This window comes from Halalkalibacter oceani (assembly GCF_023715605.1).
Taxonomy (GTDB): Bacteria; Bacillota; Bacilli; order Bacillales; family Bacillaceae_D; genus Halalkalibacter; species Halalkalibacter oceani.
Map to the genome: position 1 here is coordinate 1 of NZ_JAMBOL010000031.1, position 13,502 is coordinate 13,502.

Annotated in this window: 11 protein-coding genes; all 11 read right to left on the reverse strand. The window is 48.6% G+C overall.

The genetic code is table 11. The features are described 5' to 3' along the window. Nucleotides 1–478: 478 nt before the first annotated feature. Nucleotides 479–1,264: a carbon-nitrogen family hydrolase gene (locus M3202_RS19270; RefSeq protein ID WP_251224859.1), complete on the reverse strand. Its 786-nt coding sequence runs from the start codon at nt 1,262–1,264 to the stop codon at nt 479–481. Nucleotides 1,265–1,274: 10 nt separating this feature from the next. Next, nucleotides 1,275–2,006 carry a DUF3658 domain-containing protein gene (locus tag M3202_RS19275; RefSeq protein WP_251224860.1) on the reverse strand — a complete coding sequence of 244 codons (732 nt, stop codon included), beginning with the start codon at nt 2,004–2,006 and terminating at the stop codon, nt 1,275–1,277. A 308-nt stretch (nt 2,007–2,314) separates the two neighbouring features. Further along, the gene (locus M3202_RS19280) at nt 2,315–3,712 is read right to left on the reverse strand and encodes a Glu/Leu/Phe/Val family dehydrogenase (RefSeq protein WP_251224861.1); all 1,398 of its coding nucleotides are present in this window, start codon (nt 3,710–3,712) and stop codon (nt 2,315–2,317) included. A gap of 173 nt (nt 3,713–3,885) precedes the next feature. Continuing rightward, nucleotides 3,886–4,683 (reverse strand): enoyl-CoA hydratase-related protein, encoded by a 798-nt coding sequence (locus M3202_RS19285; RefSeq protein ID WP_251224862.1) that lies wholly within the window; start codon nt 4,681–4,683, stop codon nt 3,886–3,888. A 68-nt stretch (nt 4,684–4,751) separates the two neighbouring features. After that, complete coding sequence (locus M3202_RS19290; RefSeq protein WP_251224863.1) at nt 4,752–5,936, reverse strand: CaiB/BaiF CoA transferase family protein; 1,185 nt, start codon at nt 5,934–5,936, stop codon at nt 4,752–4,754. Between the two features lie 23 nt (nt 5,937–5,959). After that, nucleotides 5,960–7,468, reverse strand: a complete 1,509-nt coding sequence (locus M3202_RS19295; RefSeq protein ID WP_251224864.1) for a tripartite tricarboxylate transporter permease — start codon at nt 7,466–7,468, stop codon at nt 5,960–5,962. A gap of 35 nt (nt 7,469–7,503) precedes the next feature. After that, nucleotides 7,504–8,043 carry a tripartite tricarboxylate transporter TctB family protein gene (locus M3202_RS19300; RefSeq protein ID WP_251224865.1) on the reverse strand — a complete coding sequence of 180 codons (540 nt, stop codon included), beginning with the start codon at nt 8,041–8,043 and terminating at the stop codon, nt 7,504–7,506. Between the two features lie 162 nt (nt 8,044–8,205). Further along, a complete protein-coding gene (locus M3202_RS19305; RefSeq protein ID WP_251224866.1) occupies nt 8,206–9,252 on the reverse strand; it encodes a tripartite tricarboxylate transporter substrate binding protein in 1,047 nt (348 codons plus the stop codon). A 425-nt stretch (nt 9,253–9,677) separates the two neighbouring features. Beyond that, nucleotides 9,678–11,582, reverse strand: a complete 1,905-nt coding sequence (locus M3202_RS19310; protein ID WP_251224867.1) for an ABC-F family ATP-binding cassette domain-containing protein — start codon at nt 11,580–11,582, stop codon at nt 9,678–9,680. 173 nt (nt 11,583–11,755) lie between these two features. After that, the gene (locus M3202_RS19315) at nt 11,756–12,862 is read right to left on the reverse strand and encodes a nitric oxide synthase oxygenase (protein ID WP_251224868.1); all 1,107 of its coding nucleotides are present in this window, start codon (nt 12,860–12,862) and stop codon (nt 11,756–11,758) included. Between the two features lie 101 nt (nt 12,863–12,963). After that, nucleotides 12,964–13,437: a glutathione peroxidase gene (locus M3202_RS19320; protein ID WP_251224869.1), complete on the reverse strand. Its 474-nt coding sequence runs from the start codon at nt 13,435–13,437 to the stop codon at nt 12,964–12,966. Nucleotides 13,438–13,502 lie beyond the last annotated feature (65 nt).

Genomic DNA, 13,502 nt, shown 5'->3' on the forward strand with positions numbered 1-13,502 from the left:
ATGAGGTAGATTTATAGATTATTTTGGGAGGCCTGACAAGCCTCCCTAACTTTAAATGGCAATAAATCCGTCAAGTTTAGGACAAAATGTACCATCAATTTCTGGACATAATAGAGTGTCATTAACAATAAGGATCGAAATATTTGCAGAGCTTTATGTCAATTCCCTCTAAATTATCAGGCAATGCTGGGGTTATAACAAATTTTATATGTTGATGACCTCTATTACCGTTACCACTTTCTTTTCTACATTCATACGAATTTCCGAAATCCAGCTCATAAAATACTTTTTGCTATATACTCAAGTGGTTTTGAAATCATTATGCAAATGTCTTCATCAATATCCTTTAATCTCTCCTCATAAAAACGTACAGGTCTAGTTCGATTCATTTTAACCTCCTCTTTCTTGCATGCTGGAACGAAAAACCAGCCAAGACTCCTTAGCTGGTTCAGGCTCGTGCTATCGAGCGGTAGCTCCCTTAATACAAGTCCGGCACCCTGCTGGAAAAGACCGGGACCTCCTTGCGGATGCGCGCTGTTTCATGAAGCGGGAGAGTGGCCGTAATCGTTTCTTCTTCGGCTTTGCTTCCTTTGGCGACGATCTCGCCCCATGGGTTGATCGCTAGCGACGTTCCGGCAAATTCTACTCCATCGTAGCTGTTGACGCAATTGCAGCTGACGATGAACACCTGGTTCTCGATCGCCCGCGCCTGTTGCAGCACCTCCCAATGGTGGATGCGGGCCATCGGCCATTCGGCGAGGACGAAGATCACTTCCGCTCCTTGCAAAGCAAGCGAGCGGAACAATTCAGGGAAGCGCAGGTCATAGCAGATGACAAGCCCCATTTTACGCCCTGTCACTTCAAATACCTTTACCGGATTCCGTCCACCTGTTAAATAGTTTGGCTCATCGAGCATCGGAACGAGGTGAATTTTGTCATAGTGATAAACCGTTTGTCCCTGCTCATTGATCACGAAAGCCCGGTTGAATATTTGCTCCTCCTCTTTCACGGCGATCGAGCCGGCGACAATCGGTACGTGAAGGGAGGAAGCGAGCTCCTGCAAAAACGGTTCCGTCTGATCTCCGTCTTCCGTTAAAATGTCCGACAGACTCTCCAGCGTGTAGGCCGTTGTCCACATTTCCGGTAGAACTAATAATTCAGGCTGCTCCTTTTGCATGACATCATGCGCCCACCGTCTCACTTTCTCTCTATTTGCTCCAGGGTTTCCCGGGATGATTTCCATTTGATACAGTGCCATTTTCATCTTTACGCCCTCACTTTAGTCGTTTAATTGACATAGTCTTTATCCCTTTTTCTTCGCCTTCGACCTCGATAATTCCTGTTTTCTTTAAGCAATCAATTCTCCAAATAAAAAAATAATAAGGGAGGTGAGGAGCTTTACTGTATAGTTCTCCGGCTACAACGACAAGCCTGACCGGCTCTTTATCCGGCAGCAGGGCGAGCAATTGCTCATCATAAACAGAATCCTCAACGAAATCGTAAGCGAAGTTCCCGCGTCTGATGCGCAGCCTGTCCCCCTGTTTACTGATCTCCTGCCATTTTTCCCGGTACTGCCCCAATGTTTCTTCCGTTAAAACAACAGGCTCAACATCTTCAAGATCCTTCGCCGACAGCCTCCCTCTCATCCGTTTGAGCATGAGCAAGGCATTCTCTTCCTCCAGCAGAGTGGTCAGACGTAAAAAGGCCAGTTCATCGCCGGCTGTTTCTCCAACCCAAAAAACCGCCTCCTTTTCTTTCCTAAGCGCCTCAATCACGTTCTGCTCCGCCTGTCTCAGCGCCTTGATGAACATCGCCATCTCCTCATCGGAGCCCGGCACCTGATAAACATCCACCCATTTCCGAAAACGTTTCCTATCATCCTGCAGATCGCCGAGCTGCAGCTGCGGCTCATAGGAGAGGACGTCCCCCGCAAAAGGCCCCTCCTTGCCCTTCAAGGCGTGTCTCACCATTTTTTCAGCAGAATATGAGAATACAATATGCAGCATCACAATCCCCTTTCTCTTCTAAAAACGATTTCTGCCATTTACAGCAACTCTCTTCATCTATACGCAGCACCCGCCGAAAATATAGCATAAGAAAAACGCCATTGGCGTTTTTCTTTAAAGCGGCGGGCGGAGCCGTTACAGTCTTTTAAGGATGTCTGAAAACGTCCTTCTTTCAGACATCCGTGTAACGTCCGAAGCCGACGCCCCTCCTCGAATTACCCCGAAATTTTTTGCTCTTCCGCGACTCTTCCCATTGAAAAAGGCTGTGCAAAAAGCCGGATTCGACTTTTGCACAGCCTCGTTACCTATTAATACAGCTTGCCGTGACGGTAGAGCAAATCTGTCAGCCTTGCCAAAGAAAGAGTAAAGCAGGTGAAGCGCATCGTCTTTTCCACGGATGAGAAGTAGGCTTCATATACGGCCTGCAGCGTTTCAATCATCTGAGCCGACATGTCGGCATAAATATCATGTTCCGAGTACAGCTCGGTCACCCGGCTTTGTTTCCACTCCAGATAGGAGACAATGACGCCGCCGGCATTTGCCAAAATATCGGGAATGACAACCGTTCCCTGCTCTTCAAAAAACAAATCAGCCTCCTGCGAAATCGGCGCATTGGCTCCCTCTACTAAAATGCGCGCCTGAATCTTATCCATGTTGTTCTGATTGATGACATCCTCAACAGCGGCGAGAATCAGCACATCTGTCGGCACGGTTAATACTTCAATCGCCGGCATGACATCGGCTTCAATTCCCGCCGCCAGCAATTGTTCCTGATTGGATGGTAAATCATGGCCTTTTGCCGTATAGCTAACCAGCTTTTCAATATCAAGCCCTTGCTCATGATACAATGTCGTAAAACGATCAGATACGGCGACGACTTTGTGAGGAATCGCCTGATAGCGGTAGGCTTCCAAAGCGGCGACGCTGCCGACATTTCCAAATCCCTGCACCGCGACGGCAATTTCCTTCCCTTGGCTGATTTCTTCCTGGAATGCCTGCAACGTCTGCCACTGCTTCGTACGATTGACCGCTTTCTCATCAGCATATTGCTTCATCCACTCATTGAGCAGCCATGAATAACTGAGAAACGTCCCTTTTCCTGTTGCCTCACGCCGCCCCTTGGCGCCTCCGTTGGCGACACTTTTTCCTGTAAAGGAGCCGAGGTACGGCTCGCCAGGGTTAATCGTTTTATATTCACCGACCATCCAGTCAATCACTTTCTCATTTGTCCCTAAATCGGGAGCCGGAATGTCGTGATTTGGCCCAATATCGCGCGCGAACCGCTGCACGTATTTTTTGCTGATTAAATTTAATTCACGCTCCGAGTATTTCCGCGGGTCTACATGAACCCCGCCTTTTGCTCCGCCAAAAGGCAAACGATGAAGCGCATTCTTTAACGTCATTAAAATCGCCAGGTTCTCAACCTCTTCCTCGTTGACAAACTCGCTAAAGCGGATGCCTCCCTTGTAAAATCCGCTAATGTTGTTATGCTGAACCCGGTAAGCAGGAATCCGGGTAATGCCATTTTTTTCAGTTGAAACTCGTATGTAACTTTTGATGACTTTATCGGTCGTCTTCAAAATTTCCTTGGCCGAAGAACAAATACGACGGCGACTTTCTTCATCCTCAATGCCGAGAAATCCAACCTTCTCCGCCAATTGTTCCATAACGGTCTCGATCAGTGCCCTTGTTTCTTTTTTTTCCATGATTCACCCTCCCTTTTATTACACGATATACGTTCATATACCTCTTCTGGTTTCACGCAAAACATTCCTGCATGTTTACCGTTTTTACCAATAAGAAACCGCGCAGCTGCTTTTCTCCTTCAAAAAAGGGTGTATCACAGCCTCTTTACCTCGCCTGGATACACCCTTTTCTTTTACACTTCTTTAAATACCGGCTTTCGTTTTTCCTGGAATGCTTTCACGCCTTCCTTGTAATCGCTTGATTCAAACGAATCCAAAATCAATTGGGCGATTTCCTCGGACTCTTCTTGCGCTCCACCTACGACTTCATTAATGATTCGTTTCGAGCCTTTTACCGCTCGTTGCGCTCTTTCTGTCAGTAGAGCGGCGTATTCATACGTCTTTTCGACGATTTCTTCTTCCGTATAGACGCCGTCAATTAAACGAAATTCATAGGCCTCTTTTGCATCCAGGATCCTACCTGAGAATAAAATATCCTTCGCTCTTGCCGGACCGACTAAATCCACGAGTCGTTTCGTCGGTTTCAAGTTGTAAATAAGGCCCAGCTTCGCCGGCGTAATCGCGAACAACCCCGTTTCTGAGCTAAAGCGCAAATCGCAGGCCATCGCCAGCTCCAGCCCGCCTCCGACACAATAGCGCTGAATCATCGCGATCGTCGGCTTTGTGCAATCGAGCAAAACCTCTTCCATCGCCATCGTTTCATCATTGTATTTCTTTGCTCCTTCAGCCGTGTAACGAAGCGTATTAAATTCACTAATATCAGCTCCGGCGGCAAAGGAGGTTTCATCGACGCCACGGATAATCAGTACTTTGACGTCATCATCTTCCTCAATCTCCCGCACATACTTCCCGATATCCTGCCACATCGCAAAATGAAAAGCATTTCTCTTTTCTGGTCGATTCAGAAACAGCGTCGCAATTCCTCCGTTTTTCTCGACAAACACATCAGGCTTATTTTCCACTTTGGCCATTGCCTTTCCTCCTTACAACTCGTCTAATGCCAGTACGAGAGCGCTTACTTTTTCGCCTCAGACAGCCATTAAATGATTTCTTCCTCTTTTAAGGAAGCAATTTCTTCGGCGGACAGCTCCAATTCCTGCAAAATCTCCTCCGTATGCTGCCCAAGCGTCGGTGCCGGTCTTGTAAGCTGGCCCGGGCTTTCTGTCGCCTTCCCCGGAATTCCGAGTACTTTAATCATACCGGCCGTCGGATGCTCAATCTCCTGGATCATGCCCCTTGCCAGGATATGTTCATTCGCCAGCGTTTCATCATAAGACAGAATAGGTCCACCCGGAACGCCGGCTTTGCCCATCTCCTCGACCCAGTAATCCGTTGGCTGCGTCACGAGAATGTCCTCCAAAATCTGTTCAAGCTCATCAACATGCTTAATCCGATTATCATTTGTATTGAAGCGCGGATCTTCAATTAGTTCAGGCCGATGAATGACGGACTGGCAAAACTTCTCCCATAGACGCTGATTCGCCGCACCGACTAACACATAACCGTCCTTCGTTTTGATTCCCTGATACGGAGCGTTCACCCGGTGACGCGAGCCATTCGGTCGTGGTACTTCCCCTGCACCGAAATAGCCGGCAGCTTCCCACACGGTCCAGGCAAGGCCTGAATCAACTAAAGAAACATCGATATATTGTCCTTCGCCCTTTTTCAAGCGGTGGATATAGGCGGACAGAATATTGTACATCGCCGTTACCCCTCCGGCGATATCGTGGATCGCAATTCCGACCTTGGCCGGAGCTCCGCCTTTTTCCCCTGTCATCGACATGATGCCCGACAGTCCCTGGGCCATGATGTCAAAGCCGCCCTTTTGACTGTAAGGGCCGGTTTGGCCATAGCCGGTAATGGAGCAATAGATCAGGTCAGGCTTTTTCGCTTTCAATGTTTCATAGTCGATCCCGAGCTTTTTTGTCACACCGGGACGGAAGTTTTCGACAACGACGTCAGCCGTCTCAATCAGCTTATAAAACAGCTCAACGCCTTTTTCCGTTTTTAAATTAAGTCGAACTCCCTTTTTATTCAGGTTCGCCATCATGAAACCGTAGCTTTCGCCGTTAATGTAAGGGCCTTGGTCACGAATCATATCCCCATCAGGATATTTTTCTACTTTAATCACCTCGGCTCCCATCTGTCCTAAAAGCATCGTACAATATGGTCCAGCCAATGCATGTGTTAAATCAATTACTCTGACACCATCCAATGAACCCATTGCATACCCTCCTCAAAAAAAATTTAGGCGCCAACGGAACCTCCCTTATTACTTGAGCTCAGCAATTTAAAGAGCTTTTTAATAAGCGGAAGCAGCAATAAAATAACGGCTATCACAATTAAGGTACCGCTAATCGGCCTTGTCAAAAAGACCATGAAATCTCCACCCGCCATTTGAACTGCTCTTCGGAACTCTTCCTCCGCCAACGGCCCCAAAACGACGCCAAGCACAATTGGGGCAACAGGAAATTTAATTTTCTCAAGAAAATAACCGACCACGCCGAAGACGAGCATCACCCAAATGTCAAAGATTGAGTTTCTGACTGCAAATGTTCCAATTATACAGAAAAGAATGATAATTGGCCCCATTATAGTATAAGGCACTTTCATCGTTTGCGCAAAAATCGAGATAAACGGCTTCGCTAAGATAAGGATAAATAGGATCGCAACAAGCATGCCGACAAAAATCGTATAGACGAGCTCGGCCTGCTGAACGATCAGCATTGGCCCGGGCTGAATCCCATGCAAAATAAAGGCACCCAAAATGACCGCTGTCGTCGCACTCCCGGGAATCCCAAGAGCGAGCAATGGAACAATCGCCCCCATCGCACCGGCGTTATTCCCTGATTCCGGCGCAGCAATTCCTTCCGCTATCCCGGTGCCAAATTTTTCAGGCGTTTTTGACCAGCGTACCGATTCACTGTAGCTCAGCATCGCCGCCGTCGTCGCCCCTGCTCCGGGAAGAATGCCGACAAAGGTGCCAATCAGTGAGGACCTGCCGATCGTCCCGGCAATTGTCCGCATCAGGGCAAGATCAGGCAGCTTCGAGCTGACATTCTTGATTTTATGTTTAATCGCGTGATCCTCCTGCGATTTCCTGATGATTTCCGACATCGCAAACAAACCGATTAAAATCGGGATAAACGGAATACCGCCATTAAGCTGAACAGAATCGAAATTAAAACGGGAAACGCCTGACATCGGGTCGATCCCGACAGTCGCAATAAACAGGCCAAATAAAACTCCTAACGCCCCTAAAAGCAGCTTGCCGTTGCTTAACGAGGCGACGACGGTCAAACCGAGTAAGGCGATCGCAAAATATTCAGCCGAGGAAAAGGTCAGCGCCACCTTCGCCAATACCGGCGTAAGCGTAATGAGGAAGATCGTCCCGATTAATCCACCGGCGGCTGAACTGAAAATCGCAATCCCGAGCGCCTTTCCCGCCTCTCCGCGCTTTGCCATCGGATAGCCGTCGAATACGGTACAAACCGCTTCCGGCGTGCCTGGTGTCCGGAAAAGAATCGCGCTAATCGACCCGGAGAAGACAGAAGACGCATAGATCGCCGTCAGCATCAGAAAGGCCGCCGACGGACTCATGCCATAGGTGATCGGGATCAGAATGATGACGAGCATCGTCCCGCTGATGCCGGGTGTCGCCCCTCCTATAAATCCGAGAAAGACGCCGAGAAACAGGGCAAAAAAGTGAATCGGCACAATGACGCTCGAAATGCCGGCAAGTAGTCCTTCAATCATTGATTAGCCTCCTTTTTCTAATAGTTTCTCTCTCGTTAATAAAAGAGAAAGCTCAGCTCTCTAAAGATCCCTACTCCTCGCGGTAAAGGAAGAGTCAGAAAGAAGGTGAAGATCAAGACGAGGCCTGCTGTGCTAAGCACAGAGGTTAACGTCAGGGAGATCCACTTTTTCAGACCTAGGATCCAGGATGCAGCAAAAAGGAAAACGACAGTCGTTATAATAAATCCGACAAGCCCTACAAGAGCAATATAGAGTGCGACGGCTAAAATAATCATCCACATCCGGTTTGGATAGGCGATCTCAGGCTCGTCGATTTCCACTTCCTTTGCCACCTCTTCATTTAGCAGCACTGTTTCTTCAACGCTTGATTCAGCGGCAGGTTCTTTCTTCGCTGACAGCAGTGTCTTAATCAGCAGTGAAACACTCACAATCAGCATCGCCACTGTCAATATGATCGGCCAAAATTCAGGACCGATAATAATGTTTCGTTGCGGAATCGGCAGAATCGTAGATTGATAAAGAAAAAATGCTGAAAATGCAATCCCGATGATGGAAATGACCAGATTCGACCTCATGAGCTACCTCCTTCAATCGTCATTAAGCTTACCTCATAGCCGGGCGCACAGTTGCTGGATTTTTAATAGCCCAGAGAGGAGCGGGGTCCTCCTCTCTAAGCGAGCAGCGAACCACAGCTATCCTAACAGGGTGGAATCGAGCTTTTCGTAGACAAGCTCTTCTTACCCCATGCTTTCCAAAATCTCAGTATAAAGATCAATCTGCTCCTGCATTTTCTGATAAAATTCATCCGGTCCAAGCCAGCCCTCATTAATATGCAAATAAGAGCTTTCTGCGTATTCCTGATAGCGCTCTGATTGATACGCTTCTTCGAGAGCATCGACCAAAATATCAACAATCGCATCGTCCACATCGGCGTGAATAATCAGACCTCGCGTCACCGCATCCGTTAATTCCGGATAGCCAAGCTCCGCTGTCGTCGGCACATCAGGGAATGCGTCAAGCCGCTCTTCTACCCAAGCATTGAGCATCACCATTTCTCCACTTTCCAAGTAGGAAATCGTCGGCCCAGGTTCTTCCATCATCGCATCAATATGACCGCCGAGAAGCGCAGCGTGCATCGAGCCGGCATCATCAAATCCGACATAGTTTAATTCGATTCCGACCGCCTGCTCCATTTGACGGGCAAATAGCTCGTCCGTCGCTCCAACGCCTGTCCCCCCGACAGAAACACCGCCCGGATTCGCTTTCGCCGCTTCAACAAACTTCTCCCATGTATTCAATTCGCCATTAGCCAGTGTCTGAACCGTCGTCGTGTCAGCCTGGAAACGGGCAAGCGCTCTGAAGTTTTCAAGTCCATGTGGCGTATTTCCGCTGGCAACACTCAACGTATACGCTGAAATAGCATAGAGGGTATAGCCGTCAGCTGGGGTGTTCATATAATAATCCGTCCCAATCGCACCTGAGGAACCTGGCTGATTAATGACATTTACACTCACACCAAGAATGTCCTGCAGCTCCTGAGCCACTGCCCGGGAGAAAAGGTCTGTTCCCCCTCCTGCGCCCCAGCCGTTTACGATATCAATGTTTCTTGTCGGGTAGTCTACCGCTTCACCGCTTGCATCGTCCTCTGCTTCTTCCTCCTCCTGTTCCGCCGGACCTTCCTCCTGTGCCGGATCATCTGTTGCCGTTTCTTCTCCACCACAAGCAGCCAAGCCCAACAATAGCGCTAACGATAGTACAAATAAAACAAGACTATTCTTCTTCACACGGACTTCCCCCTTTAAAAGGTATAGTAGACTTTGAAAACACTTTCTCAGCTGACCGCTCGTCGCACCTCCGTTCCGCTTCCGTAAGTAAGCGTTTTCAAAAATAGCAAATGATAACTGAATAATTTCATTTTTCTGTATTTTGCAAAAACCTGAATGAATTGTATTATGATCGTTCAAGTCTTGTCAATATGCGTTCCACCGTCATCAGCGGCGTCATTTTCTGACCTTCAGAGACAAACAAACGCCATTTCGACAGCATCCCTGTTATCTCTTATTCACCGTTCGACTTTTCTCTTTTTTAGCTAACAGACAGCGACAGCACCTGCAGTCGGGCCGCCGAGCGAAAATATTATTTTTTCTCAGCAAAAAATAAGAGGCTTGGCATCAGGTAAAAAAACTACCTTTTGCCAAGCCCCGGATCTTTAGCTAAGCCGTTCTTCTTTCTCTTTTTCGATTTCTTCAATGAGCAGGGATAATTCCGTCCAGCGCTCCACCGCGCTTTCAAGCTCGAGATCGACCGCTTCCTTTTCCTGCATGATTTCCTGGATGCGGCCATAATCGCTGCCTGCTTTTACAATTTGCTGCTCAAGCTCATCCTTCCGCTCCTCAAGCTCGCTAATCCTGTCCTCGATTTGCTCCCAGTCCTTCTGCTCCTTGTACGAAAGCTTTTTCTTCACCGGCTTGACCCGCTGCTGTGCCGCCTTTTCCTTTATGACTTCCTTTGCTTCGTCGCTCTCGTTTTTTTGCCAGTTCAAATAGTCGCTGTAATGGCCCTGAAAGCGTTGAATGTCTCCGTCTTCTGTAAATACGAGTAAATGATCGACAACCCGGTCCAAAAAGTAACGATCATGGGAAACGGTCAGCACGACTCCAGGAAATTGATCGAGGTAGTCCTCCAATACGGACAATGTTTGCGTATCTAAATCATTTGTCGGCTCATCAAGAAAGAGCACATTGAGCTCTGCCATCAGGATGCGCAGCAAATACAGGCGGCGCTTTTCACCGCCCGACAGACGGCGAATATACGTCCATTGCGCAGCACGGGAAAACAAGAAACGCTCCAGCATCTGTTCCGCCGTAATCGCTTCGCCGCTTTTCGTATACACGACTTCAGCGACTTCCTTAATATAATCAATCACCCGCAGCTCTCCGTTGATTTCCGCGTCCTCCTGCGTGTAATAGCCGATTCTGACCGTTTCACCGATCGAAATCGTCCCCGCGTCAGGCTCGACCCGGCCGGCCAGCAGGTTTAGCAATGTCGTTTTGCCGCTGCCATTCGGGCCTACGATCCCCAATCGTTCCCCTGGAACAATTAAGTAGTCGAGCTGACTGATCAACTGGCGGCCATCGTAGCTTTTGTTCACCTGCTTCAGTTCGATCACATCATTGCCGAGACGTTTGGAACCGATCGCGAAATCAAACTCACTTTTCGACGCCGGCCGCTCCTGCTCCTGTAACGCCTCAACCCGCTGAATCCGTGCTTTCTGCTTCGTCGTTCTCGCCTTTGCGCCCCGCTTCAGCCAGGCAAGCTCACGTCTCAGCAAGTTTTGCCGTTTCTGCTCCTGGCCTGCTTCAAGCAGCTCACGTTCCGCCTTTTTCTCTAAAAACACTTCATAGTTGCCGTCATAGACAAAGAGGCGGCCTTGGTCCAATTCATAAATTTGGTTCGTAACGCGGTTTAAAAAATAGCGATCATGCGTAATCAGCATAATTGACCCTTTATAGCCGGCCAGATACCCCTCCAGCCACTCGATCGTTTCGTGGTCGAGATGGTTCGTCGGCTCATCCAGCAACAGCAGATCAGCCGGCTGAATTAACGCTTTTGCAATCGCGACCCGTTTTTTCTGACCGCCGGAAAGCGCTCCAAGCCGCGCTGTGAAATCGCGAATCCCAAGCTTCATTAAGATCGTTTTCGCTACCGTATTCGCTTCCCATGCCTGAAGCTCCTCCATCTGCTGCTGGCACTTCATATATTGCGCCTGATAGCGGCTGTCCTGCGGATGCTTTTCAAACGCTAGCAAGCTGTCCTCATAGGCTCTCATCGCGACCATGATCGCCGAATCGCCGTAATAAATATGCTCCAGCACCGTCATCTCTTCATCTACCTCAGGCTGCTGCGGCAAATATTCAATATGATAAGCATTTGGATGAATCAGCTTTCCTTGATCAGCCGATTCCACACCGGCCAATATTTTTAAAAGTGTTGATTTACCGGTTCCATTAACACCGATTAATCCGATTCGCTGCTTTTCGGCAACTGTAAAGGAGATCTGCTGAAATAATGTCTTGTCGCCATACGTCTTCGTTATTTCCTCAACTTGCAGCATAGATTCACGTCCAATCTCTTAATCTCACCTCTCATCTTACCGAAGCTGTTGAAAAAGTTCCAGCAGCTTTTTAGTAATGAGCGAAGCTGTTTTCTAATTTTGAAGAGTGGCTTCTCGAAGCAGGGCACGCGGAGCCATTACTCCTCTAAAAAGAAAGTGTTTCCATGGTGGCCTCATCTTACCTTAAAGGAAGTTGGCAGGAAAGGCTCCTGGTAAAAGTAATTAGGCTTCTTCACCGTATCATCGTATTCGGTGTGGAAAATATGAGTCGCAGCCGGCGAAAGCGGCGGAATGAGCCAGGACCATTTTCCGGTCACCTCTCTTCCGCTTTCCTGTTCCTTCTCCGTAAAATGTTTAAATTGCTTCGCTGCCGTATGGTGATCGACAATGCTGACTCCTGCCGCTTTATAGGAATGAAGCACGGCGATATTTAATTCCGTCAACGCCCGGTCCTTCCAAAGCGTGCTGTCCTTTGCCGTATCAAGCCCGAGACAGGCCGCCACTTTCGGCAGCATATTATAGCGAAATTCGTCGGCAAAATTCCGCGCGCCGATTTCCGTCCCCATATACCAGCCGTTAAAAGGCGCCGCTGTATAACTCAGCCCGCCGAGGTCCAGCTTCATATCGGCAATAAAAGGAACGGCATACCATTTCAGCTGCAGTTGGCGAAACGATTCAATCTCCGGATGCTCAATGTCCACTTCAACAAGGCAGTGATCAGGAATCGCAAACCATTGCGGCTTCCGATTCTCTACTTGGATCACAAGCGGGAGGACGTCAAACGGTGTCTTTTCCCCCTCCCAGCCGAGCGACTGGCAGTATGAAGTCAAGGCGACCGAAGCCGGATCGCCGATGATCCCGTCCGGGGTTTCATAGCCGGCGTAGCGGATCAGCTGATGATTCCAAATCCGAACCTGTCTTTGGCCATGTTTAGCCGGATCAAAAACCGTGATCACCGGAATGACCTTGCCACCATTGGTCGCATACGTCAAATGGCGAAAAAGCGCCTCGGCTATTTCCGCCTCCGTCTTCAAGCCGCGTGCATCAAAAACATGAAGCGTATCCCAGAAAAAACGGCCGATGCAGCGATTGCTGTTACGCCACGCCATCCGTGCTCCATGCTTCAGCTCTTCTTCTGTATGCTCATAGCTTCCCGTTTCCTTTATTTGTTCCTCAATCATTTTGATTCTTGCTTCCGCTTCGCTTTCCGGCTTGCCCAGCTCGGCGTAGCATGCCTGGATAAACTCCCGGGCTTCTGTCACCATTTGATCTGCACTCATTCGTTTCACCTCGTCATCCTTTACCCGCTACGATTGCATCAAGGGCACTGAACAAGGCTGTTGTCGCCTTCGTCCAGTGCCCTCTTTTCCTTCGCCTCTGTTCACAGCAGCTCTTTAATCGCTTCCTCCAGTTTGGCCGGTTCAACGTTCGGTCCAAACCGTTCAACGACTTGTCCATTTTGGTCGACTAAAAATTTCGTGAAGTTCCATTTGATTTCCGGACTGAGAACACCCTTTTTCTCCTGCTTCAAAAACTTGTACAATGGGTGGGCGTCCGGCCCGTTGACGTTAATTTTGGCAAACAACGGAAAGGTCACCCCAAAATCACGCTCACAGACCGTCTCCATCTCCTCATTGCTGACAGGCTCCTGATTCATAAATTGGTTACATGGAAAACCGAGCACTACGAAGCCTTGATCACGATAATCCTGATACAGCTTTTCAAGTCCTTTGAATTGAGGGGCCAGCCCGCATTTTGTCGCGGTGTTGACGATCAACAGCACCTTGCCGCTGTATGCTTCGAGTGACACCTCTTCCCCCTTCGGCGATTGAACGGTAAACTGATACACACTCATCTTCAGGCCTCCTTTGTTTCTTTATAACCAGTATAACAGTCAATAAGAAATACGCTACGCGTATT

What these genes read in the sequence shown, in the direction of transcription:
- M3202_RS19285 (WP_251224862.1), bottom strand. Translation starts at nt 4,683, where the DNA reads ATGGCCAAAGTGGAAAATAAGCCTGATGTGTTTGTCGAGAAAAACGGA.
- M3202_RS19290 (WP_251224863.1), bottom strand. Translation starts at nt 5,936, where the DNA reads ATGGGTTCATTGGATGGTGTCAGAGTAATTGATTTAACACATGCATTG.
- M3202_RS19320 (WP_251224869.1), bottom strand. Translation starts at nt 13,437, where the DNA reads ATGAGTGTGTATCAGTTTACCGTTCAATCGCCGAAGGGGGAAGAGGTG.
- M3202_RS19300 (WP_251224865.1), bottom strand. Translation starts at nt 8,043, where the DNA reads ATGAGGTCGAATCTGGTCATTTCCATCATCGGGATTGCATTTTCAGCA.
- M3202_RS19310 (WP_251224867.1), bottom strand. Translation starts at nt 11,582, where the DNA reads ATGCTGCAAGTTGAGGAAATAACGAAGACGTATGGCGACAAGACATTA.
- M3202_RS19270 (WP_251224859.1), bottom strand. Translation starts at nt 1,264, where the DNA reads ATGAAAATGGCACTGTATCAAATGGAAATCATCCCGGGAAACCCTGGA.
- M3202_RS19315 (WP_251224868.1), bottom strand. Translation starts at nt 12,862, where the DNA reads ATGAGTGCAGATCAAATGGTGACAGAAGCCCGGGAGTTTATCCAGGCA.
- M3202_RS19275 (WP_251224860.1), bottom strand. Translation starts at nt 2,006, where the DNA reads ATGCTGCATATTGTATTCTCATATTCTGCTGAAAAAATGGTGAGACAC.
- M3202_RS19280 (WP_251224861.1), bottom strand. Translation starts at nt 3,712, where the DNA reads ATGGAAAAAAAAGAAACAAGGGCACTGATCGAGACCGTTATGGAACAA.
- M3202_RS19295 (WP_251224864.1), bottom strand. Translation starts at nt 7,468, where the DNA reads ATGATTGAAGGACTACTTGCCGGCATTTCGAGCGTCATTGTGCCGATT.